Below are 26,583 nucleotides of genomic sequence, written 5' to 3'. Positions count from 1 at the left end.
ATCATCAGTGTCGCCACCGTGGCACGGGCGCGGGAGGACATGGTGTTCCTGGGTGCGCCACACCCAGGTACGCACCCCGACTGCTCACTACGATCACTGGCATGGCAGCCACCGAGCTGGGCGACTATCTGCGGGCACGCCGCGGCCAGGTGACGCCTGCCGAGGCCGGGCTGCCGACGATCGGGCTGCGGCGCGTCAGCGGTCTACGGCGGGAAGAGGTCGCGATGCTCGCGGGGCTGAGCGCCGACTACTACACCCGTCTCGAGCAGGGTAGGGAGCGCACACCCTCGGCCCAGGTCGTCGACGCGCTGGCCGCGGCACTTCGGTTGTCCGAGGACGCCCGAGCGCATCTGTTCCGGCTCGCAGGTCTGAGCCCACGCAGTCACGCCGGCACCAGCGCGCGCGTCGACCCGGCCCTGCTGGAGCTGATGAGCATGTGGCCGCACAACCCCGCGCTGGTCTACAACCGTGCCTACGATGTGCTCGCCTCCAATGAAATTGCGGACGCGATGTTCTCGCAGTGGCAGCATTCGAAGAACCTGCTGCACGTGGTGTTCACCGAGCCCGGCGCGCGCAGTTTCTACACCGACTGGGCCGCGGTGGCCCGGGACGCGGTGGCCGGATTCCGGCACGGCTACGGCCAGGCGCCCGATGACCCGCGCATCCGCGCGGTGCTGACCGATCTGCTCGGTGCCTCACCCGAGTTCGCGGAGCTCTGGACGCGCCACGACGCCCGCCGCAAATCCGCGCGGAGCAAGGGGTTTCGTCACCCCGAGGTCGGGACGCTGGAACTGACCATGCAGACCTTCGACGTCCGCTCATCGCCGGGTCAGGAGCTCGTCGTCTACCACGCCGAAGCGGGATCGGTGAGCGCCGAGGCGCTGGCGCTGCTCGGTTCGCTCGCCGTCACGCAGACGGGTCGATGAGGATCTTCGCGTGTCTCTCCGGGTTGCCGAGCGCCTCGAACGCCCCGGCGACGCCGTCGAGGCCGACCGTGCCGGTCACCAGAGCCGATGCGTCGAGCTTCCCGTCGGCGAGCATGTGCAGGGTGTCCCGGAATTCCAAAGGGGTGTAACCGAACACGAAACGCAGATCGACCTCCTTGCCGATCGCCATCGCCGGTCGGATCTTGTCGTCACCCATGCAGACGCCGACCACGATGATGCGCGACGCCAGCGGTGCGGCGGTGATGACCCCGTCGATCATGCCGGGCACCCCGACGCACTCGAAGATCACCGGCCGCTTCGGTGCGGTACCGCCGAGACGGTCGGCGACGCGGTACACGTGGGACCAGCCCGGGATCCTGCGGAGCTTCTCCATCGATCCGACGCCGAGTTCGTACAGTGCCGGCAGCTCCGTCAGACCCCGCTGCTTGGCGGGCACCGCGTCGTACGGCGACTCCTCGGCCGGGTCGACGACGACGTCGGCGCCGCACTGGGTGGCCAGCCCGCGCCGGCCGGGGGAGAAGTCGCTGGCGACGATCGTGCGCACACCGCGGGTCTTGAGATGGCAGATGACGGCCAGACCGACGGGTCCGCAGCCGAGCACGATCGCGACGTCCTTGTTCGTGATCTCGCTGCGCCGGACCGCGTGGTGGGCCACCGCCATCGGCTCGGTCAGCGCCGCGGTGGCCGGATCCAGCCCGTTGGGCACCGCGAACGTCAGCGCCGCCTCGGCGAGCACCTGCTCGGCATACCCGCCGGGCGCCTTCGGCGACAGGCCGGTCAGATGCACCCCGCCGTCGGCCTTCACCAGCGGGAACGACACCACGGTGGTGCCTTCCCTGAACTCCGAGCCGACCCCGCGGCCACGCTCGGCGACCACACCGCAGAACTCGTGGCCCATCACCACCGGTGTGTCACTGCGGACGAAGTCGTGGTAGCCGCCCTCGGCGAACACCTCGGTCAGCTCGTCGGCGTGATCCTTGGCGTGGATGTCGGACCCGCAGATGCCGCATCGCAGCACGTCGAGCACCAGCTGGCCCGCCTCGGGCCGCGGTGAGGGCAGGTCGACGACCTCCAGGGCGCCACCCAAACAGCTGACTGCTTTCATTCCGCCATCGTCGCACGGTAGAAACGCGGTATGACTCGCTCGCCCCTGGTGGCCGTGCTGACTCTGGCGGTGATCGCGGGATGCGCGACGCCGCCGCATGCCCAGGCCGGTCCGGCCCCGGTGATCGAGCCGGTGGTGCTGGAGGAGATCCCGCACGACCCCGCAGCCTTCACGCAGGGGTTCGAGGTCGACGGCGGGATCCTCTACGAGGGCACGGGCCTGGCGGGGGCGTCGCAGATGCGGACCCTCGACCCCGCCACCGGCACGGTGTCACAGGCCGTCGCGATGCCCGGCGACTACTTCGGTGAGGGCATCACCGTGGTGGGGGACCGGATCTGGCAGCTGACCTACCGCGACGAGAAGGCCGTCGAGTGGGACAGGGCCACGATGACACCGGTCCGGGAAGTCCCGCTGGCCGGCGAGGGCTGGGGCTTGTGTTACGACGGGAACCGGCTGGTCAAGAGCGACGGATCCGACCGGCTGACCTTTCACGATCCCGCCGACCTGGCCGAAACCGGCAGCGTCGCGGTGACGCACAACGGCGTCGGGGTCGAGGGTCTCAACGAACTCGAATGCGTCGACGGCCAGGTGTGGGCGAACGTGTGGCCGTCCAACGAGATCGTGCGGATCGACCCGGGCAGCGGGGAGGTCGGTCTGGTCGTCGACGCGTCAGGGTTGCGGGAGCGTGGAATCCCGCCCAGCGCACAGGTTCTCAACGGCATCGCCCACGTGGGCGGGTCCGAGTTCCTGGTGACGGGCAAGTACTGGCCGAAGACGTTCCGGGTTCGGCTGGACGCCGCATGACGCAGGGTCGCCGCGTCGTCATCGCCGGTCTCGGTGACGTCGGCGTGCTCACCGCGATCAAGCTCGCCCGGCACGCCGATGTCGTCGGGATCTCCGCCAAACCGGGACTCGTCAGTGGTCAGGAGCTCGGTTGGCGTCTCGCGCGGCCGGGAGACTGGGCCCGGCACAACTGGATCCCGTTCTCGCGCTTCCGCGGACTCGACAGGGTCCGCACGGTGCACGGCACGCTGACCGCGGTGGATCTCGACGCCCGGACGGTGGCGGTGTCGTGTGCCGACGGCGAGTCGACGGTGGTGCCCTACGACGTGCTCGTCATCGCCACCGGTGTCAGCAACGGGTTCTGGCGCCACCCCGGACTGCAGACCTCGGAGCAGGTCGATGCCGATCTGCGCAATCCGCATGAAAGGCTCTCTGCCGCACAGTCGGTTGCGATCGTGGGCGGCGGAGCCGCCGCCGTCAGCAGTGCCGCACAGATCGCGACCACGTGGCCGGACAAGCGGGTCGAGCTGTACTTCCCCGGTGATCGCGCCCTCGCCGGACACCACCCCCGCACGTGGAAGACGGTGCGGCGCAGGCTGACCGAGGCCGGGGTGGTGCTGCGGCCGGGGCACCGCGCGCAACTGGTCCCGGGATTCACCGGCGCCGAGCTGACCACCGACCCGGTGCAGTGGACCACCGGGCAGGACCCCGCCACCGCCGACGTCGTGCTGTGGGCGATCGGGCGGGTCCGGCCCAACACCGGGTGGCTGCCCGGCGAACTGCTCGACGCCGACGGTTTCGTCCGGGTCACCCCGCAGCTGCAGGTGCCGGGCCGGCCGGAGGTCTTCGCCGTCGGCGACGTCGCGGCCACCGATCCGCTGCGCAGCTCGGCCCGCAACCGTGCCGACGGCCTGCTCGCCGGCAACATCCGCGCGTTCTTCGACGGGAAACCGCTGCGGGCGTATCGTCCGCCGACCCGGCGTTGGGGATCGGTGTTGGGCATCCAGCCCGACGGGCTGGAGGTCTTCGCGCCCAACGGGAGGGCCTTCCGGTTCCCGGCGTGGGCCTTCGACCGCGTGCTGATGCCGGTGATCGTGCGGTGGGGGATCTACCGCGGGGTCAGAGCCGGGGGATCTCGGCGTTGATGCGGTCGAGCAGGCGGGGGTAGCGCTTGGCCTCCCGGTGCGGCCCTGGCTTGCCGCTGCTGACCACGGCGACCGACAGGGCCCGCTGCGGATCGGCCCACACCGCGATGTCGGTGAGTCCCGTGTGTCCGAACGCGCCGTCGGCATCGCGGCCGAAGGGCCCGAAGCGCTTGGACCCCAACATGTATCCGGTACCCCAGCGCATCGGCTGCAGACCGGTCGCCAGATCGGGGCGCAGGCGGCGGGCCTCCTTCGTCGCCGCTCGCAACGTCTCGGCCGACAGCACCCGTACCCCGTCGAGCTCGCCACCGCGACAGAGTATTTCGGCGAAGCGCGACAGTTCGTGGGCGTTGGACACCGTGTTCGACGACGGAATGACACCGGTCAGGAACTGCCGGGTGTTCGAGAACGGGATGATCTGCTGTGGTGTTCCGCCCACCGCGGTCTTGAAGGCTTTCGCGACAGGTGCGGGGAGCGGTTTACCGGTGACGTGGCTGCGGGCGACCAGCGGAACATCTTCGGGCGCAACGCCGTAATTCGTCCAGCGGAAACCCAGCGGGGTCAGGATCTCGTCGGCGAGGATGTCGCGGATGCTGCGACCCGTTGCGGCCGAGATGATCTCGCGCATCAACGGGCCCCACGTCACACCGTGGTAGACGTGGATCAGGCCCGGTCGATACACGGGTTTCATCCGGGCCAGCATCGCGCGCGTGTAGTCGCTGTCGTCCATGCGCTTGAGGTCGGGTTTGGGTCCGGTCGCGAACGGGATGCCGGCGCTGTGGGTCAGCACGTGCCGGATGGTCGTGCGGTCCTTGCCGTGGCTGGTGTACTCGGGCAGATACTCGCAGACCCGGTCGTCGAGGGAGAACTCGCCGCGTTCGACGAGCATGTGCGTGACGGTCGTGGTGATCGCCTTGGCCGCCGAGTACACGCAGAACGGTGTGTCGGTCCTGACCGGGACGTCGTCTGCGGCGTACCCGATCGCCCGGTCGAGGATCACCCTGCCGTCGCGGCGCAGACAGACCTGGATGGCCGGTTGCATGCCCGCCGCATACCAGTGCCGGGCGGCCTGCCAGATGCGTTCGACAGCCGCCGGCTCGACGCCGGTGTGATCCTCGGCGCCGGTTGCGGTGATCGCGTCGATCAGGGCGGCGGACCCCCGGAGAACATGCCGCTGCCGATCGCCTTGGTCAGCTCGCCCAGCAGGGATGCGGGCGACGGCTGCGGGGGCATCGGGGCGTTGGTGAGCGTCCAGGCCTGGCAGTCACTGGTGGTGAAGGTCGTGTCCGTCGGCATGATCTGCACGAACGCGGGCTTCTTGGTCAGCGCGTTGTCGACGAGTTCCTCACCCGCGACGCGCTTCCAGTAGCAGGCGCCGTCGTCGACCGGCCCGGCCGACTGGTACACCCCGGGCAGGATCTCGGTGCCGACCGCATACGAACCGCTGGCGTCGATCGTCGTCTTCGGTCCCTCGGCGTCAGGCGCGGGAGTTGGCTCCGGTTGTGCCGAAGCCACCGGGGCGAGGAGAAGGCAGCTCGCCGCTGCTGCCGCGCCGAGCGCGGCGGGTCGGGTCAGCCTCATAGGAAGCGAGTCTAAATGCCTGCCGGGGCGTGAACCAACAAACGGCGTGAACCAACAAACAGCGGCGACGGGTGTGAACCCGCCGCCGCCGTCATGTCGTCGATCAGTTCAGCCGAACAGATCAGCCGGCCATGAACGTGTTGTACGCCGACTGCAGGTCGGCGGGCAGCACGGTGACGTTGCAATCGCGCTGGGCGTTGCCGATCGGTGCCAGGATTCCGCGCAGGTCGTAGTACTCCGCCGAGTTCGCGGTGAAGTAGTTGCGCAGGTTGGCTTCGGCCTCCGGACGCGGCTGGTTCATCGCCGCGGTGACGGCCTGGTTGGCGCCCGGATGGGCGTCGAGGTACTGACGTGCCTCGGCGGTCACCGAGCTGACGGTGCCCGTCAGCGCACTCGCGGTGCACTGAGCCGGTTGTGCGCTCGCCGGAGCGATCGCGGTTGCTGCGGCGAGGCCGCCGAACAGACAGGCCGCCCCGACACCAGCCACGGAACGGCGCACGGTGTTACCACTGAAATTCATGATTGATTGGTCCTTCGCATTCGTCACGCATTGTGGCGCGTGGTGAATCAGTTACTGCTTTCCCCGCCCGAAAACCAAGGTAGCCGAGATCTGACGTGCTCAAACGTCCTCGGCAGGCGTCAATTACCGCAGCATGCGGACGTTACATTCCGAGGCCGTGATGTCGGCCTCACTATGACTCCCGGTGTTCGCCGTGAACGAAATATCCCGGGCGCATTCGTGAGGACTCTCAGGATTTGCCGGGAATGCTTAATTGATCGTGATCTGAGTCGTTGCGTAATCGTTATCGGTGCGCCCGCCCGCTCTGCGGATAGTTTGGTGCCTGTGAAACTGGATCTGCTCTCGCCCGGCATCGAGGTCGGGCTCGTCACCACCGATCTCGCGCCGATGGTCGCGTTCTATGAAGACTTCCTCGAGCTCGAACCCCAGGGTGAGATCGAGTTCGACGGCGGCACCCAGCGGCGCTACTCCCTCGGGGGCAGCGTGCTCAAACTCGTCACCTACACCACGCCGCCGCCGGCGCCCGCCGCTCCCGGCGGTGGCCGGGCCCAGGCCGGGCTGAGGTACTTCACGATCGGGGTGAACGGTCTGCGCGCGGTCGGCGAGGCCTTCGAGACCTCCGGGTACGAGGTCGTCGAACCGGTCACCGAGTTCGCCCCGGTGCCGGGAATGGGATGGATGTTCGTCGCCGATCCCGACGGCAACCACATCGAGCTCTTCGGGACGCTCTGAGGTGAACTCCCCGTACCCGTACCCGGCCCAGCAGATACCGACCTGCTACCGGCATCCCGACCGGCAGACCTACGTCCGGTGCACCCGCTGCAATCGCTTCATCTGTCCCGAGTGCATGCGCGACGCGGCCGTCGGGCACCAGTGCATCGACTGCGTCGGCGAGGGGATGCGCTCGGTGCGGCCCGTGAAGAAGCTGACCCCGGTGGTGACCTACGCGCTGATCGGCATCAACCTGCTGGCGTTCGCCCTGCAGATGGCCTCGCCGGGACTGCAACGGGCCTTCGGGTTGTGGTCACCCGCGGTCGCCGACGGCGAGATGTACCGGCTGCTGACGTCGGCGTTCCTGCATTTCGGCCTCACGCATCTGGCGTTCAACATGCTGGCCCTGTATTTCGTGGGGCCGCCGCTGGAGGCCGCCCTGGGACGGGCGCGGTTCGTCACGCTCTACCTCGTCAGTGCCCTCGGTGGATCGGTGCTGGTGTACCTGCTGACGTTCAACGCGCTCACCGCGGGCGCGTCAGGCGCGGTGTTCGGCTTGTTCGGCGCGACGTTCGTGGTGGGCAGGAAGCTCAACATGGACGTGCGCAGCGTGATGGCGATCATCGTGCTGAACCTGGCCTTCACGTTCCTCATCCCGCTGTTCACCAGTCAGAACATCAGCTGGCAGGGCCACATCGGAGGACTGGTCACCGGAGCCCTCGTCGCCGCGGCGTTCGTGTACGCGCCCCGCGCGCAACGCACCCTGGTCCAGACCGGCGCGACGGTGGCGATCCTCGTCGTCTTCGTCGGGCTGATCGTCTGGCGCACGGCGGAACTGCGGACCCTGATGGGGCTGGGCTGATCCTGGGTATGAAGGGGGGCATGCTGGGACTACCCGACCGGATCCACGCGTGCCTTTTCGACCTCGACGGGGTGCTGACCGACACCGCGAGCGTGCACCGGCGCGCCTGGAAGGCGATGTTCGACGAATACCTCAGCGACATCGCCGACGGCGCGGAGGACCCCGACGCCCGGTACACCCCGTTCGACGCGGGCGCCGACTATGAGACCTATGTCGACGGCAAGCCGCGGGCCGACGGCATCCGGTCGTTCCTCGGCAGCCGCCTGATCGACGTCGACGAGGCGACGGTGACCCGGCTGGGGGACCGCAAGAACGAGATGTTCCGCAAGACCCTGAAATCCGACGGCATCGAGGTCTTCGACGGGTCGCGCCGGTACCTGCAGGCGACCGCCGACGCCGGGCTCCGGCGCGCTGTGGTGTCGTCGAGCGCCAACACCCGGGAGGTGCTGGAGCTGACCGGCCTCGACCGCTACGTCGAGGTGCGGGTGGACGGCGTCACCCTGCGGGAGGAGAACCTCCCCGGCAAGCCCGCCCCGGACACCTACCTGAGGGCGGCCGAACTCCTCGGCGTCGACCCCGCCGAAGCGGCGGTGTTCGAGGATGCGCTCTCTGGTGTCGCCGCGGGACGCGCCGGAGATTTCGGACTCGTGGTCGGCGTGGACCGCACCGGGCAGGCACAAGCACTTCGGGACAAAGGAGCCGACATCGTCATCACCGACCTGGGGGAGTTGCTCACATAATGGAGATGACCGACGAGGACTTCCCCGTCGAGCCCTGGTGCATCCGCGAGACCGCCTTACGCACCGAACTGCTTGCCCAGACCGAATCGCTGTTCGCGTTGTCGAACGGGCACATCGGCCTGCGCGGCAACCTCGACGAGGGCGAGCCGTACAGCCTGCCCGGCACCTACCTGAACGGCTTCTACGAGATCCGCCCGCTGCCGTATGCGGAGGCCGGATTCGGCTACCCCGAGGACGGGCAGTCGATCGTCAACGTCACCAACGGAAAGATCATCAGGCTGCTGGTCGACGACGAACCGTTCGATGTCCGCTACGGCGAATTGCATTCGCATGAAAGGGTTCTCGATATGCGCGCGGGTGTTCTCACCCGGCAGGTCGACTGGACGGCGCCGTCGGGCACGCGGGTGAAGGTCAACTCGACCCGGCTGGTGTCCCTGACCCAGCGGGGGCTTGCCGCGATCGAGTACGTCGTGGAAGCGGTCGACGACGTACTGCTGACCGTGCAGTCCGAACTCGTCGCCAACGAAGATCAACCGACGCCGTCGGACGATCCGCGGGTGGCCTCGGCCCTCGATGATCCGCTCGAAGCGGTACAACACGAGCTCAGCGAACGGGGGGCGGTGCTGATCCACCGCACCCGCACGAGTGAGCTGAGCATGGCCGCCGCGATGGACCACGTGGTCGAGGCGGACGGCCGCATCGACGTCTCCGGCGACTCCGGCGAGGATTGGGCCCGGACCACCATCGTCTGCGCGCTGAAAGCCGGTGAGCGCCTTCGGCTGGTCAAGTATCTGGCCTACGGCTGGTCGAGCCTGCGATCGCGGCCGGCGCTGCGCGATCAGGTCGCCGCCGCCATCGCCGGTGCCCGGTACACGGGTTGGCAGGGGCTCCTCGACGCCCAGCGCGAGTACCTCGACGACTACTGGGACTGTGCCGACGTCGAGGTCGAGGGAGACCCGGACTGTCAGCAGGCGGTGCGCTTCGGGTTGTTCCACGTGCTGCAGGCGAGTGCCCGCGCCGAGCGTCGCGCCATCGCCGGCAAGGGGCTGACCGGTACCGGGTATGACGGCCACGCCTTCTGGGACACAGAAGGTTTCGTCCTGCCGGTGCTGACCTACACCGCTCCGCGGGCCGCCGCCGACGCGCTGCGCTGGCGGGCCTCCACCCTCGACAAGGCGCGCGAACGGGCAGACGAACTGGACCTGAAGGGTGCGAGCTTTCCGTGGCGCACCATCAGGGGCGAGGAGTGCTCGGCGTACTGGCCGGCGGGCACCGCGGCATTCCACGTCAACGCCGACATCGCGATGGCGTTCGAACGCTACCGCGTGGTCACCGGGGACGACTCGCTGGAGAAGGAGTGCGGGCTCGAGGTCATCGTCGAAACCGCGCGGATGTGGCTGTCGCTGGGTCACCATGACCGCCACGGCAATTGGCGCATCGACGGGGTCACCGGCCCCGACGAGTACACCGCGGTCGTACGCGACAACGTGTTCACCAACCTGATGGCCGCCGCCAATCTGCGTAACGCGGCGGATGCGTGTACACGCCATCCCGAGCTCGCCGAAGCGATGGGGGTCGACAGTGAGGAGACCGCCGCGTGGCGCGACGCCGCCGATGCGGTGCACATCCCGTACGACGAGGAACTCGGTGTGCACCCGCAATGCGAAGGGTTCACCACGTTGCGGGAATGGGACTTCCATTCCAACACCGAATATCCCTTGCTGCTCAACGAACCGTACGTCCGGTTGTATCCGAGGCAGGTGGTCAAGCAGGCCGATCTCGTCCTGGCGATGCAGTGGCAGAGTCACGCGTTCACCGACGAGCAGAAGGCCCGCAATGTCGACTACTACGAACGGCGGACCACCCGGGACTCGTCGTTGTCGGCCTGCACACAGGCGGTGATGTGCGCCGAGGTCGGACATCTCGAGCTGGGTCACGACTATGCGTACGAAGCGGCGCTGATCGACCTGCGCAACCTGCACCACAACACCGGCGACGGCCTGCACCTGGCGTCGCTGGCGGGCGCCTGGACCGCGCTGGTCGGCGGCTTCGGTGGGTTGCGCGACGACGAGGGGGTCCTCTCCCTCGATCCGCAGCTGCCCACGGGGATCACCCGCCTACGATTCCGCCTGCGCTGGCGGGGTTTCCGCGTCACGGTCGAGGCCGACCACGACACGGTGACCTACACGCTGCGGGACGGACCCCACGGCGCACTGGAGATCCGCCACGCCGGCGAGCCGCTGGAGATCACCACCGACGATGCCACCCGGGTCGCGGTGCGGGCGCGTAAGGCGCTGCTGCCCACGCCGCAGCAACCGCCGGGCCGGGAGCCCCAATTACGAAGGCGGCGCGCAGATCTCAAGCGATGACCTCGACAAGCTCTACACCGCCAGGCCGGAGGAGTTCACCGCGCTGCGAGCGGAGCTCGCGGCCGCGGCCAAGAAGGACGGCGACGCGGAGACGGCCCCCCGCATCCGGGACTGTCGCAAACCGACAACGGCGGCGTGGCTGGTCAACAGGCTGGCGCTGACGGGAGACGCCCGTAGCGAGTTGGAAGACCTCAGATCACGGCTCCGTGACGCGCACTCGGTCATGGACGGGGACGCGATCCGGGCGTTGACCGCTGAACAGCGCACTCTGGTCGAACGGTTGACCCGCACTGCTTTCCGGGAGGGCGAAGTGGCGTCGCCGTCGGCATCGCTGCACGATGACGTCACCGCGACCCTGCAGGCCGCCATCGCCGATCCCGACGTCGCCGCCCGCCTGGGCAGGCTCACCAAGGCCGAACAGTGGTCGGGGTTCGGGGACTTCGGCTTCAGCGCCACGGTGTCGTCGGTGAGCAAGCCCAGATCGAAGCCCGAGCCCGACCCCGCAGAGATTGCGGCGCTCGCCGAACTGCAGTCCAACCTCGCGAGAGCCAGGATCGAGCACGAGAACGCCCGGCGCCGGCTCGCCGAAGCCGAACAGGCGCTGGAGGCGGCCGAGGACGCCGTGAAGTCCGCCAAGCGCGCCGCGGGTCGCTAGCGGCACGCTATCGTCCCCATGGCGTCGGTGACGATGCCCGCTTGTAAGCGAAATGTTCAGCGCCACGCTTATTTTCGGGAGTGATCCATGGAAGTTCAGCGGGATTCCGACATCCGCCGGGTGGTCACCGGAGCCTCGATCGGCAACGCCGTCGAGTGGTTCGACTTCGCCATCTACGGTTTCCTCGCGACGTTCATCGCCGCGCAGTTCTTCCCGGCGGGCAACGACACCGCCGCGCTGCTGAACACGTTCGCGATCTTCGCCGCCGCGTTCTTCATGCGTCCACTGGGCGGTTTCTTCTTCGGGCCGCTGGGTGACCGGATCGGCCGCCAGAAGGTGCTGGCGGTGGTGATCCTGCTGATGTCGGCCGCGACCCTGTGCATCGGGTTGCTGCCGACCTACGACGCGATCGGCGTGGCGGCCCCGCTGCTGCTGCTGGTTCTGCGTTGCCTGCAGGGTTTCTCGGCAGGTGGCGAGTACGGCGGCGGCGCGGTTTATCTCGCGGAGTTCGCCAGCGACCGGCGCCGCGGACTGACGATCACGTTCATGGCGTGGTCGGGGGTCGTCGGGTTACTGCTGGGATCGGTTACGGTGACGCTGCTGCAGGCACTGCTGCCCGCGGAGGCGATGGAGAGTTACGGGTGGCGCATCCCGTTCCTGATCGCCGGGCCGCTGGGGCTGGTCGGCCTCTACATCCGGCTCCGCCTCGGAGACACCCCGCAGTTCGCCGAGCTGGCCAAGGCGGACAAGAAGGCCGAGTCCCCGCTGCGCGAGGCGGTCGCCACCTCCTGGCGTCAGATCCTGCAGGTCGTCGGCCTGTTCATCGTCTTCAACATCGGCTACTACGTCGTCTTCACGTTCCTGCCAACGTATTTCATCAAGACCCTGGGATTCACCAAGTCCTACTCGTTCCTGTCGATCACCTTGGCCTGCCTTGTCGCGCTCATCCTGATCCTGCCGCTGGCCGCGCTGTCGGACCGGATCGGACGGCGCCCGCTGCTGATCGGCGGAGCGGTCGCGTTCATCGTGCTGGGCTATCCGCTGTTTCTGCTGATCACTTCCGGGTCGCCGGTTGCCGCGATCGCGGGGCACTGCCTGCTGGCCGCGATCGAGTCGGTCTACATCTCGTGTGCGGTGTCGGCCGGCGTCGAACTGTTCGCGACCCGGGTGCGCTTCAGCGGCTTCTCGGTCGGCTACAACATCTGCGTCGCGGTGTTCGGCGGCACGACCCCGTACGTCGTCACCTGGTTGACCGCCACCACCGGCAACTCGATCGCACCGGCGTTCTATCTGATCGCGGCGGCCGCCGTCTCGCTGGCCGCGGTCCTGACGCTGCGGGAAACGGCCCGGCGGCCACTCGCGCAGGTCCCATACAATCGCGCAGATGAAGCTCCGGGTGTTGCCCTACGTCAGCATCGAGATCGATGACCGGCTGCGGCGCAGGCTGCGCCGTGTCGGCGACCGCTTCCGCGTCAACGTCCGCGCCCATCTGCTCAGCGCGGCCGATGACGTGGACACCGCGGTCGATCGCGCGATCCGCAGGGTCGATTCGGTGGTCGCGGGGGTCAACGACAAGATCGGTCCGGACTCGCCGGTTCCAGAACCCGGCACGCCCCGGCTGAGGGTCATCCGCGGTCAGGAGGCGGCGTCCTGATCGGCCACGGACTGACCGTCCTGCTGGCGTTTCTGGCCGCGGTCTTTCTCGCTGTGGGCATCGTCGTGCGGCAACGCGCGACGCTCGACGTCCCCGCAGAAGACGGCATCAGCGCCGTCATGTTCCAGACCCTGATCCGCCGCCCGCTGTGGTGGGCGGGGACCGCGGCGGCGATCGCGGGCTTCGTGTTCCAGGCGCTCGCGCTGGCCAACGGCTCGTTGCTGCTCGTGCAGCCGATCCTGGTGTCGGCGCTGTTGTTCGCCCTGCCGCTGAGCGCTCGGCTCGCGCACCGCAAGGTGTCGCGCGGCGAGTGGGCCTGGGCGGTGCTGCTGACCGTCGCGCTCGCGGTGTTCGTGGTGCTGGCCAAGGCGAGCCCCGGTGACTACGAAGCGTCGCTGACGACGTCGATCATGGTCGCGGTGGTCTGTACGGTCGCGGTGCTGGCGTGCGTGATCGTCGCCGCGCGCTTCGTCGGATGGGTCCGGGCGGTCCTGCTCGCGGTGGCCGTCGGTGTGCTGTTCGGGGTCGTCGCGGTGCTGACCAAGCTGGTGATGCACATGCTCGTCCACGAAGGTCTCGTCGCAGTGCTGACGGCACCGGTGCTCTACCTGCTGGCCCTGCTCGGGGTGGTGGCGATGCTGATCCAGCAGTCGGCGTTCCACGCGGGATCGCTGCAGACCTCGGTGCCGACGATGCTCGTGCTCGAGCCGGTGATCGCCGTGGTCCTCGGGGCCGTGGTGCTGGGGGAGCACCTGAACGCAGGACACTGGGATCTGGTCGCGATCGCGGTGGCGACCATCGCGATGGCGGCCGGGACCGTCGCCCTCGGCCGCGGGGAGGGCGCGTACGAGGAGCAGCTCGAAGCCGATCAGCGCACGGCTCAGGCGGCCTCGAAGAGCGGGTAGCCGCGGTCTCTGGCGACGTCGGCGAGAGCGACGCGAAGCCGCGTGCGGCCGCGGTGCAGGCGGGACATCACGGTGCCGATCGGCACGTCGACCAGCTCGGCGATCTCCCGGAACGTGCGGCCCTCGACGTCGGCGTAGTAGACCGCGGTGCGGTACTTCTCGGGCAGCGCGCGCATCGCCGCCGCGACCGCCGGATCACCGGCCGCGGTGAGCACGACATCCTCGGTGGAGCGCGCGACGCCGCCGGTGACCTCACCGGTGAACTGCAGCGCAGGACGACAGAGCCGTCGGCGGTAGGCGCTGAGGTGGGTGTTGCGCATGATCCGGTACAGCCATCCGGCGAGGTTGGTTCCCTCACCGACGAGTACGGCGCTGCCGAATGCGCGGTACGCCTTGACCGAGGTCTCCTGGAGGAGATCCTCGGCGTCGGCGTGCTCGCGCGTCAGCCGGTAGGCGTGCGGATACAGGGCTCGGATGAGCGGTATGACATCGCGTTCGAAAAGGAGGGTGGGCATGAATCAAGCCTGGTTCTTCGCCGACCTCGCGTCTGCCCGGCTGGCCTCCGTGCTGCGTCGGGAAATCCGGCCGCCGGACTACCGGTTAACCCCCGGTCCACGATGACCACCGCCGGATCTCGACGGTGACCACCGGGCCGTCGAGTTCGACCCGCTGATACTGCGGATACTTGCCCCGCAGCAGCGCGTAGCCGGTGGCCATCTCCACCCCGCTGTGGTGGATCGACGCGACGCCGTCGGCGCGCACCCACCACAGTTTCGACCAGTCGTCGTCGTAATGGTCGACCAGCAGGCTGACGGAGGGGTTCTCCTCGATGTTGCGCAGCCGGCGCAGCCGCTGGGTGGACTTGGGTTTCGCGTCGACCGCCGTGTAGAGCACGTCGCTGCGCCCCGCCGGAAGCGCGAACACCACCGGAACCAGATGCGGCACCGCGTCCGTGCCCGCCGTCGCCAGCATCGCCACCGGAGCCTCGGCGAACACGCCCGGCGCATCGAACGCCCCGGGATCCGTCACGCCTCCAGAGTAGGGTCAGCTCGGCTGGTTGGATTCGTTCACTGCGCTGTCGCGCGGCGGTAACCGCTGAGCCACTGCGCAGCCTCCTGCTCATCGGAAGGTTCGGCATGCCCTCAAAGACTCCCTCGAAGTTCACCGCTACCGCTGCCGCGTTACTCGTCCTCGGCGCCGTCGCGTGCGCCCCGCCGGAGAAGGACAGCTCGGGCGGTGAGACGGAGTCCGGAACCAACGCCGCACAGGCGACCTCGGCCGAGGACTTCGGCGGCATGGAAGGACTCGTCGAGGCCGCGAAGGCCGAGGGCGAGCTCAACGTCATCGCGCTGCCGCCGGACTGGGCCAACTACGGGGCCATCATCTCGGCGTTCTCCGACAAGTACGGCATCACGGTGAACTCGGCGCAGCCCGACGCGTCCAGCCAGGACGAGATCAACGCCGCCAACCAGCAGAAGGGGCGCAGCACCGCGCCCGACGTCTTCGACCTCGGCCAGTCGGTGGCGCTGGCGAACACCTCGATGTTCGCGCCGTACAAGGTCGAGAAGTTCGACGACATCCCGGAGGCGTTCAAGGATCCCGACGGCACCTGGGTCAACGACTACGGCGGCTACATGTCCATCGGCTTCGACTCGGCCAAGGTGCCGCCGGTCACCACCATCGAGGACCTCCTCAAGCCCGAGTACCAGGGCAAGGTCGCCCTCAACGGGGACCCGACCCAGGCCGGAGCCGCATTCTCCGGGGTCATGATGGCGGCGCTGTCGCAGGGCGGTTCGGCCGACGACATCGCCCCCGGTGTCGAGTTCTTCCGCAAGCTCAAGGAGGCGGGCAACTTCCTGCCGGTCGACCCGACCCCGGCGACCATCGAATCCGGCCAGACCCCGGTGGTCATCGACTGGAACTACACGAATGCCACCGAGACCAGGAAGCTTCCGTCCTGGACGGTCGTGGTGCCTCCGCAGGGCGTGGTGGCCGGCTACTACTACCAGGCGATCAACAAGGACGCCCCGCATCCGGCGGCCGCGCGACTGTGGCAGGAGTTCCTCTACAGCGACGAGGGCCAGAACCTATACGCCCAGGGCGGAGTCCGTCCGGTGCGCGCCGACAACATGCTCACCGACGGCACGCTGGATCCGGCGGTGGCCGCCGCGCTGCCCGTCATCGACGGACCCGTGACCGTGCCGACGCCCGAGCAGACCGAGAAGGCCTCGAAGTACCTCGCCGAGAACTGGGCGTCCGCGGTCGGCTGAGGTGTGTCGTCCATGAGTCTGGCGCGCCGACTGCGGGATTCGCTGCCGCTGCTGCCGTTCCTGATCGTCGTGGTGATCTTCCTGATCATCCCGACGGTCACCGTCGTGATCGGCGCGGTGTACAGCGACGGGGTCTTCTCACTGGACCGTATCGCCGCGCTGTTCACCGGCACCGCGCTCAGCGCGCTCGCCGACAGCGTGCTGCTGTCCGGGTCGACCGCGCTGATCGGCGCGTTCCTCGGAGCGGTGATGGCGTGGCTGATCGTCAGCAGCCCGCCGGCGTCGATGCTGCGCCGCGCGGTGCTCTCGCTGTGCAGCGTGCTGGCCCAGTTCGGCGGTGTCGCACTGGCATTCGCGTTCCTGGCCACCGTCGGTCTCAACGGGGTGCTGACCCTGTGGGTGCAGCAGGCGTTCGGGTTCAACCTCGCCGGCTCGGGATGGTTGTACAGCCTCGCCGGTCTGACGCTGGTCTACACGTACTTCCAGATCCCGTTGATGGTGATCGTGTTCATCCCGGCGCTGGAAGGCCTGCGCGGGCAGTGGCGGGAAGCGGCCGTCAGCCTCGGCGCGTCGACGTGGGCGTACTGGCGGGAGGTCGCGATCCCGCTGCTGACTCCGGCGTTCCTGGGCTCGGCACTGTTGTTGTTCGCCAACGCTTTCGCCGCCTACGCGACCGCGGCGGCGCTGGTCAGCCAGGGCAGCCCGATTCTGCCGCTGCTGATCCGTGCCTCACTGGTCAGTGAGGTGGTCCTCGGGCAGGCGGGATTCGCCTACGCGCTTGCGCTGGAGATGATCGTCGTGGTCGCCGTGGTGATGGTGGCCTACAACCTGTTGGTGCGCCGCAGCTCCCGGTGGCTGACGTGATGAGGCTTGTCCGGGGCTGCCTGTGGGTGATGTTCGGATTGTTCTTCCTGTTCCCGCTCTACGCGATGGCCGACTTCTCCACCCGCAACCTGATCTCCGACGGCCGCACCTGGCAGGCCTGGGCCAACCTGGTCACCGACGACGCGCTGTACCGCTCGATCGTGGTGTCGCTGCTGCTCGCGGTGCTGACCGTGGTTGCGATGCTGGTGCTGCTGGTGCCGACCATGATCTGGGTGCGGTTGCGCGCACCATGGGCGAAGGGTCTGGTCGAGTTTCTGTGCCTGCTGCCCTTGACGATCCCTGCGCTGGTGATCGTCGTGGGGCTGCGCAACGTCTACCTCTGGGTGGTCTATTTCCTCGGTGAATCCGCGCTGACGCTGACGTTCGTGTACGTCATCGTGGTGCTGCCGTTCGCCTACCGCGCGATCGACGCGGCGCTCTCGGCGATCGACCTGCAGACGTTGTCGGAGGCCGCGCGCTCGCTGGGGGCGGGCTGGTTCACCACCATCACCCGCGTGGTGGTGCCCAACATCTGGTCGGGCATCCTGTCGGCCGCGTTCATCTCCATCGCTGTCGTGCTCGGCGAGTACACCATCGCGTCGCTGTCGGGTTACGAGACGCTGCAGGTGCAGATCGTGCTGATCGGCAAGAGCGACGGCCCGACGTCGGTGGCGGCCTCGCTGGCGACGCTGCTGTTCGGTTTCGCGCTGCTGCTGATCCTGTCGTTGGTGACCAGGGGAAGACGCAACGTGGGAGTGACGACATGACCAACCGGGGTGTCAGTGTGCAGTTCGACGAGCTGACCCGGGTGTACGGCGCGACGCGGGCCCTGGACGGGTTGACGCTGCACATCGAGCCGGGGGAGCTGGTCGCGCTGCTCGGCCCGTCGGGCTGCGGGAAGACCACCGCGCTGCGCATCCTGGCCGGCCTGGACGAGGCCACCTCGGGCACCGTGTCGGTCGGCGGCGTCGACGTCGGCAGGGTGCCCGCCAACAAGCGTGACATGGGCATGGTGTTCCAGGCGTACAGCCTGTTCCCGCACCTGACCGTGCTCGACAACGTCGCGTTCGGCTTGAAGATGCGCGGGAAAGGCAAGAGCGACAGGCTGTCCCGGGCCGCCGACATGCTCGACCTGGTCGGCCTCGGCGAACTCGGCGGCCGGTACGCCAACGAGCTCTCGGGTGGTCAGCAGCAGCGCGTGGCCCTGGCGCGCGCGCTGGCGATCCGGCCGCGAGTGCTTCTGCTCGACGAACCGCTGTCGGCACTGGATGCCAAGGTGCGCACCCAGTTACGTGACGAGATCCGGCGGGTGCAGCTGGAGGTCGGCACCACGACGCTGTTCGTCACCCACGACCAGGAGGAGGCGCTGGCCGTCGCCGACCGGGTCGGCGTGATGAACCAGGGCAGGCTCGAACAGCTCGCCGCACCCGCCGACCTCTACGCCCACCCGGCGACTCCGTTCGTCGCGGACTTCGTGGGCCTCAACAACAAAGTGCCCGCGTCTGTTTCGGGCGGCACGGCGACCCTGCTCGGCGTCTCGGTGCCCGCGCTGCCCGGATCGGTCGACGGTGACGGCGTGGCGATGGTGCGCCCGGAAGCGGTCACCGTGACCGCCGATCCGGCCGGGACGGCGACGGTCGCCACCGTGTCGTTCCTCGGCGCGATCACCCGGGTCGGCGTCACGGTGCCCGACGGATCGCTGCTCAGCGCCCAGATGTCGAGCACCGCGGCGCGCGCCCTCACCCCCGGTGACCCGGTGACCGTCGGGGTCGAACCGGGCGGGGTGCTCGTCACCCGCCCCCTCTAGCGGCCTAGACGTCGGCGACGGGTTCTATGCCGAGGTCGCGGTAGGTGACCAGCGCGTGGAACGGGACATTGCGCTTGGCGAACCGTGCCGCGGCGACGTCGCCGCGATCCACCATCGGGATGACCCCGACGACGACGACCCCGAGCGGGGCGATGCGCTCGAGCGCCAGCTCGGTCGACCCGCCCGTGCTGATCACGTCGTCGACCAGGAGCACCCGGGTGCCGGGTCCCAGACGGGTGCCCTCCACCCACTGCTCGCGGCCGCGCTTCTTCTGCTCCTTGCGCACCGAGAACCACGCCTTGCCCGTCACCATCGCGACACCGTGGGCCAGTGGGTCGGCGCCCATGGTCAGCCCGCCGACCGCGTCGAACTCGATGCCCTTCATCGCGGCCAGGTCGGCGACCGCCTGGGACACGATCGTCAACCGTTCACCGGTGTCGACGGCGTACTTGCCGTCGATGTAGTCGTGGCTGAGCTGACCGCTCGCCAGCTTGAAGGGTTCCTCGCGACGTTCGTGCCCGCGCGTGCGGATCAGATCGAACGCGGCCTGCCAGGTGTCGGGGCGGTCGGGCACATGGTCCATTTCAGAGGTCATCCTAGTTGTCTCCTCTAGCCCGACGCGTCAACTCGACAGCGGCCGAACGTAATTGGTCGATGGAATCGAGCGGGGCGGCGTAGCCGATCCGGGTGTAGGCCATGCCGCGCTCGGTGTCGACCCGCAGATCGAGTCCGTAGCGGTCGGCACCCGCGCAGGTGGCCGAGACGGTGTCGGGGTAGCCGCCGAGGGCGCGCGCCATCGCGGCCAGCGAGTCGGCGTGGTCGTCGTTGAGATGGGCGACCGCGCCCGCGGACGCCGGGGCCACCGGGTCGGGCTCGGCCGCGGCGTACGCCTCGCCGGTCGCCGAGTCCATCCGGCCGTAGCCGCCCACCCAGCGCACCCGCGACACCCGCAGCACCCACAGCGTGAAGTCGCTGTAGTCGATGTAGTACCTGGCCGCCGGCACCGCCGCCAGATGCGCCTCGCGGGCGGCGTCGCGCTCCGTGCCGGTGGGGGCCTCGACGTGCCCGGCGAGCGTGATGCGGGCGTTGGCCAGCGGGTCGGTTGCTGATGGATTGGACACCATGGCCGGGGCCACGATCGCGATGCTCGCCCGCGGGTCGCCGGCGAGATTGCGGCCGTGCTCGGCGAGGTTGGACACGCACAGCACCGGTGCACCGCCCAACAGGCCGTACGTGACGAACGACGCCCACGGATCCCCGGCGGCCGTCAGCGATGCGAGGGTGCCGCTGTTCGTCGAGGCCGCGATGGTGCGGGCCTCCTCGGCCGCCGACGGGCGTGCCGGGTTCGCGGGCTCGGACAGCGGCGGCGGGATCGTGGGTGCATCGCCCGGGTCGCCGTGGTCACGGGTCGGTCCTGCGGTCGTCACGACGGCACCCTATCTGCTGAGGTGAAGCGTCGGCATTCAGAGCTGGGGACTTGTGCCGATGTGCGAGAATTGGGGGTCTCATCCCTTGTCGAGCATCGAACGTCCGGAGTTGAGTGCACCGTGAACGGGCCCACACAGCGCACCTTTGCGGTTGCCGGTGTGCTCGCACTCTCGCTCGTCTTCGGCGGGACGGCCGTGGCGGCCCCGGTGTGGGCCGATCCGGGTTCTGAGACATCGGGTCAGGACTCGGGCAACACCGGTTCGACCGCCGACACCGGATCCGAACCCAGCGGGTCCGGCTCCGTCGAGACCGACCCGGCCGAGACCGACCCGGCCGAGACCGACCCGGACGAGACCGGCTCCGGGAAGACCGGCTCTGACGAGACCGACCCGGACGAGACCGGCGGCGGCGTCACCGACGAAGAGCCCGACGAGCTCCCCGTACGCACTCCTGACGACGAGGAGCGCAGCGATCCCGTGCCGGTGCGCAGCGGGGGTTCCACCGCCCGCATCAACGGGCGCTACGGACCCCTCGCACCCGGGCCGCAGAACAGCATCTACAGCAATTCGATCGAAATCCCCTGGTTCCGGCTGCCGGCGGCCGGCGAGATCGCCCCCGGCAGTTGGCCGAGCGCGGCGAATTTCTACGGCACCCTGGTCGTTCCGGTGCCGAGCCTCAGCGAGTATCTGCGCGCGTTACGGGTCGCCATCCTGCCCGCGCCCCCGCCGCCCGGCCCGGCTTTCCGGACCCAGCAGGAGGCACCCGTCGCGGATGCGTTCTCCGGCACCACCGGCGGTGGCGACGGGAGTGGCGGCGCGGCGGTGTCCGAGCCCGTCGTGGTCCGCGCGCCTCTGGTGACGGTGCCGCGGTCGACGACGGTCGCAGGACGACCCACCCGCATCCCGACCGAGGTGACCGCGAGCGGTGCGGCACCGGCGATCACCCAACCCGGCGTCGCCGGCGTCCGCACGCCGGCGATCCGCGGGTCGGTGGCGTCCACCCCCGGCGCGGCGGTCCCGCTGCAGTCCGGCCCGGCCGCCGGACAGTCGACGCGCGCCGGCCTGTTCGCCCGCGGGGGTGCGGCGAACGCGACCCTCGCCGAGATCGCGGCCGTCGCGCTGCCCGGCGTCGCGGGCCTGCTGTTCCTGACCGTGGGCGGCGGCATGATCGGCTACCGGCAGGCCAACAGCGTCCGGTTCATCCGCACCACCGGCGCCGAGCGTTTCCTGGCCTGATTGTTATCCCGCCCGCCTGGGTAGGTTCCACACCATGACGCTGGCATTCGGCGAATGGATCATTCACCGGCGCTGGTACGCCGGCCGCACCCGGGAACTCGCCTCGGTCGAACCGGCTGCCGTGACGGCACTCGGAGGCGGTCTCGACCATGTGCTCCTCGACGTCGCCTACACCGACGGGTCCAGTGAGCGGTATCAGGTGCTGGTCCAGTGGGAGAGCGAGCCCGTCGACGGCTACGGCGAGGCCGCGCTGATCGGCACCGCATCCGGTCCCGACGGCACCCGCGTCGCCTACGACGCGCTGTTCAATCCCGAAGCGGCGGGACGGCTGCTGAGCCTGATCAACAGGTCGGAGACGATCGGCGAACTGACGTTCAGCAGAGAGCCCGACGTCACGCTGCCCGTCGACGCGCCCGCGAAGGTGTCGGGCGCCGAGCAGAGCAACACCAGCGTGATCTTCGGAAAAGATGCGATGCTCAAGGTCTTTCGCCGCGTCACGCCGGGCGTCAACCCCGACATCGAGCTCAACCGGGTGCTCGCGCGGGCGGGCAACCCGCACGTCGCCACCCTGCTCGGCTCGTTCGAGACGTCCTCATGCGCGCTCGGCATGGTGACCGCGTTCGCCGCCAACAGCGCCGAGGGCTGGGACATGGCGACCGCCAGCGTCCACGACCTGTTCGCCAACGAGGTCGGCGGGGACTTCGCCGACGAATCCCGTCGGCTCGGAGCGGCCGTGGCGTCGGTCCACGCGACGCTCGCGGACACACTCGGCACATCCGTCGCGCAGTTCCCGATCGACACCGTGCTGGAACGACTCCGATCGGCCACCAGGGCTGCCCCCGAGCTGGCGCCGTACGCGCCGCAGATCGAACAACGCTTCCGCCGCCTCGCCGACCGGCCGATCCGGGTCCACCGGATACACGGAGATCTGCACCTCGGGCAGGTGCTGCGGACCCCCGAGAGCTGGCTGCTCATCGACTTCGAAGGCGAACCGGGCCAGCCGCTCGAGGAACGCCGGCGCCCCGACTCGCCCCTGCGCGATGTCGCCGGCGTGCTGCGCTCATTCGAGTACGCGGCATACCAGCAGGTGGTGACCGGCGGCGGTGACCCGCAGATGGCCGAACGGGCCCGGTCCTGGGTGGACCGCAACGTCGACGCGTTCTGCGCCGGCTACGCCGCGGTCGCGGGCGAAGATCCGCGCGCGTCGGGTGACGTGCTCGCCGCCTACGAATTGGACAAGGCCGTGTACGAGGCCGCCTACGAGGCGCGCTTCCGCCCGTCGTGGCTGCCGATTCCGATGCGCTCGATCCAGCGACTCGTCTCGTGAGCTGGCAACCGTGACCGCCCGGGTAGGTCGCCGCCGCTCTTCGGCTCCTACGCCCCGGCCCGCCCGGCCAGTGGCGGCCACGGTTGCAACAGCGTCATCAAGTTAACACACGGTTACGCCGAAACGGGCGTAACCGGGCCGTTAAGCATGATGCCGCACAACGACTTTCAGGTGGTGGTCGCCTGCAGCACCATCACCGCGCGCGCCTCGACGGTGAGCTTCGCCCCGGCGGGCAGCGGCCTCGATCCCTCCATGACCGCTCCGTCGACCGTGTAGATCACCGGCTGCCACGCGTTGCCGAATTCGGCTGCCGGCAGCGTGAAGTCGATCGGCTCGTAGTGGGCGTTGAAGCACAGCAGGAACGAGTCGTCGATCACCCGCTGGCCGCGGGGATCCATGTCCGGGATGCCGTGCCCGTTGAGGAAGACCCCCACCGACTTCGCGAAACCCGAGCCCCAGTCCTCGCCGGTCATCTCCGCGCCGTCCGGGGTGAACCAGGCGATGTCGGGCAGGCCCTCCTGGCCGCGGCGGCCGAGCGGCTCACCGCTGAAGAACCGGCGCCTGCGGAACACCGGGTGGGCGGCGCGCAGCTGCGACACCGTGCGGGTGAACTCCAACAGGCCGGTGTCGACGTTGTTCCAGTCGATCCACGTGATCTCGTTGTCCTGGCAGTACCCGTTGTTGTTGCCGCCCTGGGTGCGCCCGAGCTCGTCGCCGTGACACATCATCGGCACGCCCTGGGACAGCAACAGGGTGGTCAGGAAGTTGCGTTCCTGCTGGGACCTCAGCGCCAGGATCTCCGGGTCGTCGGTCGGCCCCTCCACCCCGCAGTTCCACGACCGGTTGTGGCTCTCGCCGTCGTTGTTGTCCTCGCCGTTGTCCTCGTTGTGCTTCTCGTTGTAGGAGACGAGGTCGCGCAGCGTGAAGCCGTCGTGGGCGATGACGAAGTTGATCGATGCGACCGGACGGCGCGCGGTGTGCTCGTAGAGGTCCGCCGACCCGGTCAGGCGGTACGCGAACTCGTCGAGCGTCGCCGGCTCGCCGCGCCAGAAGTCGCGCACGGTGTCGCGGTACTTGCCGTTCCACTCCGTCCACTGCGGCGGGAAGTTGCCCACCTGATAGCCGCCCGGGCCGACGTCCCACGGCTCGGCGATGAGCTTGACCTGGCTGACGGTCGGGTCCTGCTGCACCAGTTCGAAGAACGTCGCCAGCCGGTCCACCTCGTAGAACTCACGCGCCAGCGTGGACGCCAGGTCGAAGCGGAACCCGTCGACGTGCATCTCGGTGACCCAGTACCGCAGCGAGTCCATCAACAGCTGCAGCGAGTGCGGGTGGCTGACGTTGAGGCTGTTGCCGGTGCCGGTGTAGTCCATGTAGTACCGCTTGTCGTCGTCGACGAGGTGGTAGTACGCGGCGTTGTCGATACCGCGCATCGACAACGTCGGACCCATGTGGTTGCCCTCGGCGGTGTGATTGTAGACCACGTCGAGGATCACCTCGATGCCCGCCTCGTGCAGCGCGCGGACCATCGCCTTGAACTCCTGGACCTGTCCGCCGGGGTTCGCATTGGAGCTGTACTTCGAGTCGGGGGCGAAGAAGCCGATCGTGTTGTAGCCCCAGTAGTTCGACAGGCCCTTGTCGATCAGCGTCGAGTCGTTGGCGAAGTGGTGCACCGGCATCAGCTCGATCGCGTTGACACCCAGCGCCGTCAGATGGTCGATGATCGCCGGGTGCGCGACCGCGGCGTACGTGCCGCGGATCTGCTCGGGGATGTCGGGATGGGTCTGCGTCAGCCCTTTGACGTGCGCCTCGTAGATGACGGTGTCGGCGTACTCGTGGCCCGGAGGACGGTCCACGCCCCAGTCGAAGTACGGGTTGATGACGACGGACTTCGGCATGCTGTCGGCCGAGTCGTCGTCGTTGCGGCTGTCCGGGTCGCCGAAGTTGTACGAGAACAGCGACTGGTTCCAGTCGAAGTTCCCGTCGATGGCCTTCGAGTACGGGTCCAGCAGCAGCTTGTTCGGGTTGCACCGCTGCCCGTTGGCCGGGTCGTACGGGCCGTGGACGCGGTAGCCGTAACGCTGACCGGGCTCGATGTTCGGGATGAAGCAGTGCCAGACGAAGCCGTCGACCTCGGGCAGGGTCACCCGGGTCTCGACGGTCTGCCCGGATTCGTCGTCGCTGAACAGGCAGAGCTCGACCTTCTCCGCGGCTTCACTGAACAGGGCGAAGTTGGTGCCGGAGCCGTCGTAGGTGGCCCCCAGCGGATAGGCCTTTCCGGGCCACAGTTCGTGAGTGGTGGTGGGCTGAACGACGGTAGTCAAGGGACACCTTCCTATTGATCGGGCGCACGCTGAACTGCCCGTTTAACGCACCCCGCAAACCACGTCAGGGCAAGATCACCACGCCGGCGGCGCGCAGCGCGTCGATCGCGGCACCGGTCGTCGAGGGCGAGACCCCCGCGGTCAGGTCCAGCAGCACACGGGTGGCGAAGCCGGCGGTCACCGCGTCGGCCGCGGTGGCCTTCACACAGTGGTCGGTGGCGATGCCGACGACGTCGAGCGCGTCGACGTTCCGCTCACGAAGCCAGTCGGCCAGCGAGGTGCCGTCGTCGTCGGTGCCCTCGAACCCGCTGTAGGCAGCCGAGTAGTGCCCCTTGTAGAACACCGCGTCCACCGCCGCGGTGTCGAGGTCGGGATGGAACTCGGCGCCCTCGGACCCGGCCACGCAGTGCACGGGCCAGGAGTCCACGTAGTCCGGCTCGTCGGAGAAATGAGCACCCGGATCGATGTGGAAATCCTTGGTCGCCACCACATGGCTATAGCTGTGGCTGCCGTCGATCCCCCGGGAGCCGAGCAGGGTGCTGATGCCGCGCGCGACTGCCGCGCCGCCGTCGACCGCCAGCGATCCACCCTCGCAGAAGTCGTTCTGCACATCCACGATGACAAGGGCTCGAGTGGTCGCCGGGGTGCTCACTGCTCCACGGTATCGCCGCTGCGGCTCATCCGCTGGTGGGCGGTCAGCAGCAGATGATCGAACGTGGCGCGGTTCGGCAGGATCTCGTCGTAGACCAGTTCGTTGTAGTCGCGGATCAGCTGTTCGGCGAGCAGGCGCAACTTCACGTTCGCCTCCTGGGACCGCCAGCGCAGCAGCTCGAACGCCGTGTCGTCATCGACCCGGTAGATCAGCATCAGCATGCCCTTGACCTGCTCGATGGCTGCCCGGTTCTCGGTGATCTCGGCCAGCGCCGACGAGATCGCGGCCTTCGTCTGGGTGTCGCTGGGGGTCATGTCGACGCAGAACCCGCGCGCGCCGATCGTGCGGCCGGTGTCGTCGAGGAGCCTGTCGCCGATGATCACGATCTCGTGCGTGCGCCCCCGGGTGTCGATGATCCGGTGCCGGGTCGCGTAGGCGCGGTCGGCGTCGTCGGTGTGCTGGATCTGTCCGAGCATGTCCGCGACTTCCTCGCGGTCGTCCGGATGCCGGTGCGAGAGCACGATCTCCGTGGTCGGGGTGATCGTGCCCGGCTCGTAGCCGTGCAGCATGGCGACCTCGTCCGACCATTCCCAGCGGTCATCGGCGAAGTAGTACCGGAACCACCCGACGCGCGCAGGCGCGTTCCCGGTGACCGTCCGCTCCGGTGAATCCCCAGTCGACATCGACAACCGCCTCCCC

28 protein-coding genes are annotated in these 26,583 nt (G+C 68.7%); 17 read left to right on the top strand and 11 right to left on the bottom strand.

Translation table 11 applies throughout. The features are described 5' to 3' along the window. The first annotated feature begins 101 nt into the window (after positions 1-101). Positions 102-926, top strand: a complete 825-nt coding sequence (locus tag DYE23_RS27160) for a helix-turn-helix transcriptional regulator (RefSeq protein WP_115328640.1) — start codon at positions 102-104, stop codon at positions 924-926. Here DYE23_RS27160 and DYE23_RS27155 read toward each other — a convergent pair. Then, positions 907-2,052: a zinc-binding dehydrogenase gene (locus DYE23_RS27155; RefSeq protein WP_115328639.1), complete on the bottom strand. Its 1,146-nt coding sequence runs from the start codon at positions 2,050-2,052 to the stop codon at positions 907-909. The two genes, DYE23_RS27160 and DYE23_RS27155, sit on opposite strands and share 20 nt — an antisense overlap. A 30-nt stretch (positions 2,053-2,082) precedes the next feature. Between DYE23_RS27155 and DYE23_RS27150 the strand changes: the two genes are divergently transcribed. Together DYE23_RS27150 and DYE23_RS27145 are read left to right on the top strand one after the other, a co-directional pair. Continuing rightward, positions 2,083-2,856: a glutaminyl-peptide cyclotransferase gene (locus DYE23_RS27150; protein ID WP_011891964.1), complete on the top strand. Its 774-nt coding sequence runs from the start codon at positions 2,083-2,085 to the stop codon at positions 2,854-2,856. Continuing rightward, positions 2,853-3,980: an FAD-dependent oxidoreductase gene (locus tag DYE23_RS27145; protein WP_115328638.1), complete on the top strand. Its 1,128-nt coding sequence runs from the start codon at positions 2,853-2,855 to the stop codon at positions 3,978-3,980. Before DYE23_RS27150 ends, DYE23_RS27145 begins: the two co-directional genes overlap by 4 nt. Here the strand turns inward: DYE23_RS27145 and lipE are convergent. From lipE to DYE23_RS27130, 3 genes are all read right to left on the bottom strand, one after another. Beyond that, positions 3,955-5,124 (bottom strand): lipase LipE, encoded by a 1,170-nt coding sequence (gene lipE / locus DYE23_RS27140; protein WP_172527953.1) that lies wholly within the window; start codon positions 5,122-5,124, stop codon positions 3,955-3,957. The two genes, DYE23_RS27145 and lipE, sit on opposite strands and share 26 nt — an antisense overlap. After that, a complete protein-coding gene (locus DYE23_RS27135) occupies positions 5,124-5,561 on the bottom strand; it encodes an Rv1352/Rv1906c domain-containing protein (RefSeq protein ID WP_011891967.1) in 438 nt (145 codons plus the stop codon). The genes lipE and DYE23_RS27135 overlap by 1 nt, the downstream gene beginning before the upstream one ends. Before the next feature lie 121 nt (positions 5,562-5,682). Next, positions 5,683-6,081, bottom strand: a complete 399-nt coding sequence (locus DYE23_RS27130; protein WP_011891968.1) for a heme-binding protein — start codon at positions 6,079-6,081, stop codon at positions 5,683-5,685. A gap of 318 nt (positions 6,082-6,399) precedes the next feature. Here DYE23_RS27130 and DYE23_RS27125 point away from each other — a divergent pair, with 318 nt between their 5' ends. The 8 genes from DYE23_RS27125 to DYE23_RS27090 all read left to right on the top strand — a co-directional run bounded on the left by DYE23_RS27125 (position 6,400) and on the right by DYE23_RS27090 (position 13,977). Continuing rightward, the gene (locus tag DYE23_RS27125; protein WP_013473120.1) at positions 6,400-6,813 is read left to right on the top strand and encodes a VOC family protein; all 414 of its coding nucleotides are present in this window, start codon (positions 6,400-6,402) and stop codon (positions 6,811-6,813) included. A 1-nt stretch (position 6,814) separates the two neighbouring features. Then, on the top strand, positions 6,815-7,654 hold the full coding sequence (locus DYE23_RS27120) for a rhomboid family intramembrane serine protease (protein ID WP_013473119.1): 840 nt from the start codon (positions 6,815-6,817) through the stop codon (positions 7,652-7,654). A 20-nt stretch (positions 7,655-7,674) separates the two neighbouring features. After that, positions 7,675-8,394, top strand: coding sequence for a beta-phosphoglucomutase family hydrolase (locus tag DYE23_RS27115; protein ID WP_013473118.1), 720 nt, complete (start codon positions 7,675-7,677; stop codon positions 8,392-8,394). Further along, on the top strand, positions 8,394-10,763 hold the full coding sequence (locus DYE23_RS27110) for a glycoside hydrolase family 65 protein (RefSeq protein ID WP_115328636.1): 2,370 nt from the start codon (positions 8,394-8,396) through the stop codon (positions 10,761-10,763). The genes DYE23_RS27115 and DYE23_RS27110 overlap by 1 nt, the downstream gene beginning before the upstream one ends. Further along, positions 10,654-11,418: a hypothetical protein gene (locus tag DYE23_RS27105; RefSeq protein WP_235660500.1), complete on the top strand. Its 765-nt coding sequence runs from the start codon at positions 10,654-10,656 to the stop codon at positions 11,416-11,418. The genes DYE23_RS27110 and DYE23_RS27105 overlap by 110 nt, the downstream gene beginning before the upstream one ends. Before the next feature lie 87 nt (positions 11,419-11,505). Continuing rightward, positions 11,506-12,846, top strand: coding sequence for an MFS transporter (locus DYE23_RS27100; protein WP_115328635.1), 1,341 nt, complete (start codon positions 11,506-11,508; stop codon positions 12,844-12,846). Then, positions 12,803-13,072, top strand: coding sequence for a hypothetical protein (locus tag DYE23_RS27095; protein ID WP_013473115.1), 270 nt, complete (start codon positions 12,803-12,805; stop codon positions 13,070-13,072). The genes DYE23_RS27100 and DYE23_RS27095 overlap by 44 nt, the downstream gene beginning before the upstream one ends. Beyond that, a complete protein-coding gene (locus tag DYE23_RS27090; protein WP_172527952.1) occupies positions 13,069-13,977 on the top strand; it encodes a DMT family transporter in 909 nt (302 codons plus the stop codon). Before DYE23_RS27095 ends, DYE23_RS27090 begins: the two co-directional genes overlap by 4 nt. On the opposite strand, the gene DYE23_RS27085 is transcribed toward DYE23_RS27090, so the two are convergent. Continuing rightward, a complete protein-coding gene (locus tag DYE23_RS27085; protein WP_115328634.1) occupies positions 13,953-14,492 on the bottom strand; it encodes a sigma-70 family RNA polymerase sigma factor in 540 nt (179 codons plus the stop codon). The genes DYE23_RS27090 and DYE23_RS27085 overlap by 25 nt on opposite strands. Before the next feature lie 85 nt (positions 14,493-14,577). After that, complete coding sequence (locus tag DYE23_RS27080) at positions 14,578-15,006, bottom strand: TIGR03668 family PPOX class F420-dependent oxidoreductase (RefSeq protein ID WP_013473113.1); 429 nt, start codon at positions 15,004-15,006, stop codon at positions 14,578-14,580. A 107-nt stretch (positions 15,007-15,113) separates the two neighbouring features. Between DYE23_RS27080 and DYE23_RS27075 the strand changes: the two genes are divergently transcribed. From DYE23_RS27075 to DYE23_RS27060, 4 genes are read left to right on the top strand one after another with little or no spacing between them, the layout of a single operon-like run. Beyond that, the gene (locus tag DYE23_RS27075; protein WP_115328633.1) at positions 15,114-16,247 is read left to right on the top strand and encodes an ABC transporter substrate-binding protein; all 1,134 of its coding nucleotides are present in this window, start codon (positions 15,114-15,116) and stop codon (positions 16,245-16,247) included. 12 nt (positions 16,248-16,259) lie between these two features. Next, a complete protein-coding gene (locus tag DYE23_RS27070; RefSeq protein WP_013473111.1) occupies positions 16,260-17,111 on the top strand; it encodes an ABC transporter permease in 852 nt (283 codons plus the stop codon). Further along, the gene (locus DYE23_RS27065; protein ID WP_013473110.1) at positions 17,111-17,878 is read left to right on the top strand and encodes an ABC transporter permease; all 768 of its coding nucleotides are present in this window, start codon (positions 17,111-17,113) and stop codon (positions 17,876-17,878) included. Before DYE23_RS27070 ends, DYE23_RS27065 begins: the two co-directional genes overlap by 1 nt. Beyond that, on the top strand, positions 17,875-18,918 hold the full coding sequence (locus DYE23_RS27060) for an ABC transporter ATP-binding protein (RefSeq protein ID WP_099962112.1): 1,044 nt from the start codon (positions 17,875-17,877) through the stop codon (positions 18,916-18,918). The genes DYE23_RS27065 and DYE23_RS27060 overlap by 4 nt, the downstream gene beginning before the upstream one ends. A 4-nt stretch (positions 18,919-18,922) precedes the next feature. On the opposite strand, the gene DYE23_RS27055 is transcribed toward DYE23_RS27060, so the two are convergent. Together DYE23_RS27055 and DYE23_RS27050 are read right to left on the bottom strand one after the other, a co-directional pair. Then, on the bottom strand, positions 18,923-19,513 hold the full coding sequence (locus tag DYE23_RS27055) for an orotate phosphoribosyltransferase (RefSeq protein WP_013473108.1): 591 nt from the start codon (positions 19,511-19,513) through the stop codon (positions 18,923-18,925). 1 nt (position 19,514) lies between these two features. Next, complete coding sequence (locus DYE23_RS27050) at positions 19,515-20,345, bottom strand: HugZ family pyridoxamine 5'-phosphate oxidase (RefSeq protein ID WP_099962111.1); 831 nt, start codon at positions 20,343-20,345, stop codon at positions 19,515-19,517. 159 nt (positions 20,346-20,504) lie between these two features. Between DYE23_RS27050 and DYE23_RS27045 the strand changes: the two genes are divergently transcribed. Next, a complete protein-coding gene (locus DYE23_RS27045; RefSeq protein ID WP_235660499.1) occupies positions 20,505-21,581 on the top strand; it encodes an ICP22 family protein in 1,077 nt (358 codons plus the stop codon). A 34-nt stretch (positions 21,582-21,615) separates the two neighbouring features. After that, entirely contained in the window at positions 21,616-22,908 is a 1,293-nt protein-coding gene (locus tag DYE23_RS27040; RefSeq protein WP_115328631.1) for a maltokinase N-terminal cap-like domain-containing protein, read from the top strand. Between the two features lie 167 nt (positions 22,909-23,075). On the opposite strand, the gene glgX is transcribed toward DYE23_RS27040, so the two are convergent. The 3 genes from glgX to DYE23_RS27025 all read right to left on the bottom strand — a co-directional run bounded on the left by glgX (position 23,076) and on the right by DYE23_RS27025 (position 26,567). Beyond that, positions 23,076-25,232, bottom strand: a complete 2,157-nt coding sequence (gene glgX / locus DYE23_RS27035; RefSeq protein WP_115328630.1) for a glycogen debranching protein GlgX — start codon at positions 25,230-25,232, stop codon at positions 23,076-23,078. A 64-nt stretch (positions 25,233-25,296) separates the two neighbouring features. Then, on the bottom strand, positions 25,297-25,884 hold the full coding sequence (locus DYE23_RS27030; protein WP_115328629.1) for a nicotinamidase: 588 nt from the start codon (positions 25,882-25,884) through the stop codon (positions 25,297-25,299). Next, positions 25,881-26,567: a PAS and ANTAR domain-containing protein gene (locus DYE23_RS27025; RefSeq protein WP_011891989.1), complete on the bottom strand. Its 687-nt coding sequence runs from the start codon at positions 26,565-26,567 to the stop codon at positions 25,881-25,883. The genes DYE23_RS27030 and DYE23_RS27025 overlap by 4 nt, the downstream gene beginning before the upstream one ends. Between the last annotated feature and the right edge of the window lie 16 nt (positions 26,568-26,583).

Source organism: Mycolicibacterium gilvum (assembly GCF_900454025.1).
GTDB lineage: Bacteria > Actinomycetota > Actinomycetes > Mycobacteriales > Mycobacteriaceae > Mycobacterium > Mycobacterium gilvum.
This window is presented reverse-complemented; position numbering and strand designations above follow the sequence as displayed.

Bases quoted from the DNA above. Each gene is read 5' to 3' on its own strand.
- DYE23_RS27060 (WP_099962112.1), top strand. From the start codon at position 17,875: ATGACCAACCGGGGTGTCAGTGTGCAGTTCGACGAGCTGACCCGGGTG.
- DYE23_RS27075 (WP_115328633.1), top strand. From the start codon at position 15,114: ATGCCCTCAAAGACTCCCTCGAAGTTCACCGCTACCGCTGCCGCGTTA.
- DYE23_RS27110 (WP_115328636.1), top strand. From the start codon at position 8,394: ATGGAGATGACCGACGAGGACTTCCCCGTCGAGCCCTGGTGCATCCGC.
- DYE23_RS27155 (WP_115328639.1), bottom strand. From the start codon at position 2,052: ATGAAAGCAGTCAGCTGTTTGGGTGGCGCCCTGGAGGTCGTCGACCTG.
- DYE23_RS27055 (WP_013473108.1), bottom strand. From the start codon at position 19,513: ATGACCTCTGAAATGGACCATGTGCCCGACCGCCCCGACACCTGGCAG.
- DYE23_RS27130 (WP_011891968.1), bottom strand. From the start codon at position 6,081: ATGAATTTCAGTGGTAACACCGTGCGCCGTTCCGTGGCTGGTGTCGGG.
- DYE23_RS27065 (WP_013473110.1), top strand. From the start codon at position 17,111: ATGAGGCTTGTCCGGGGCTGCCTGTGGGTGATGTTCGGATTGTTCTTC.
- DYE23_RS27150 (WP_011891964.1), top strand. From the start codon at position 2,083: ATGACTCGCTCGCCCCTGGTGGCCGTGCTGACTCTGGCGGTGATCGCG.
- DYE23_RS27095 (WP_013473115.1), top strand. From the start codon at position 12,803: ATGAAGCTCCGGGTGTTGCCCTACGTCAGCATCGAGATCGATGACCGG.
- DYE23_RS27135 (WP_011891967.1), bottom strand. From the start codon at position 5,561: ATGAGGCTGACCCGACCCGCCGCGCTCGGCGCGGCAGCAGCGGCGAGC.
- DYE23_RS27160 (WP_115328640.1), top strand. From the start codon at position 102: ATGGCAGCCACCGAGCTGGGCGACTATCTGCGGGCACGCCGCGGCCAG.
- DYE23_RS27145 (WP_115328638.1), top strand. From the start codon at position 2,853: ATGACGCAGGGTCGCCGCGTCGTCATCGCCGGTCTCGGTGACGTCGGC.
- DYE23_RS27115 (WP_013473118.1), top strand. From the start codon at position 7,675: ATGCTGGGACTACCCGACCGGATCCACGCGTGCCTTTTCGACCTCGAC.
- DYE23_RS27040 (WP_115328631.1), top strand. From the start codon at position 21,616: ATGACGCTGGCATTCGGCGAATGGATCATTCACCGGCGCTGGTACGCC.
- DYE23_RS27025 (WP_011891989.1), bottom strand. From the start codon at position 26,567: ATGTCGACTGGGGATTCACCGGAGCGGACGGTCACCGGGAACGCGCCT.
- DYE23_RS27070 (WP_013473111.1), top strand. From the start codon at position 16,260: ATGAGTCTGGCGCGCCGACTGCGGGATTCGCTGCCGCTGCTGCCGTTC.
- DYE23_RS27105 (WP_235660500.1), top strand. From the start codon at position 10,654: ATGCCACCCGGGTCGCGGTGCGGGCGCGTAAGGCGCTGCTGCCCACGC.
- DYE23_RS27085 (WP_115328634.1), bottom strand. From the start codon at position 14,492: ATGCCCACCCTCCTTTTCGAACGCGATGTCATACCGCTCATCCGAGCC.
- DYE23_RS27100 (WP_115328635.1), top strand. From the start codon at position 11,506: ATGGAAGTTCAGCGGGATTCCGACATCCGCCGGGTGGTCACCGGAGCC.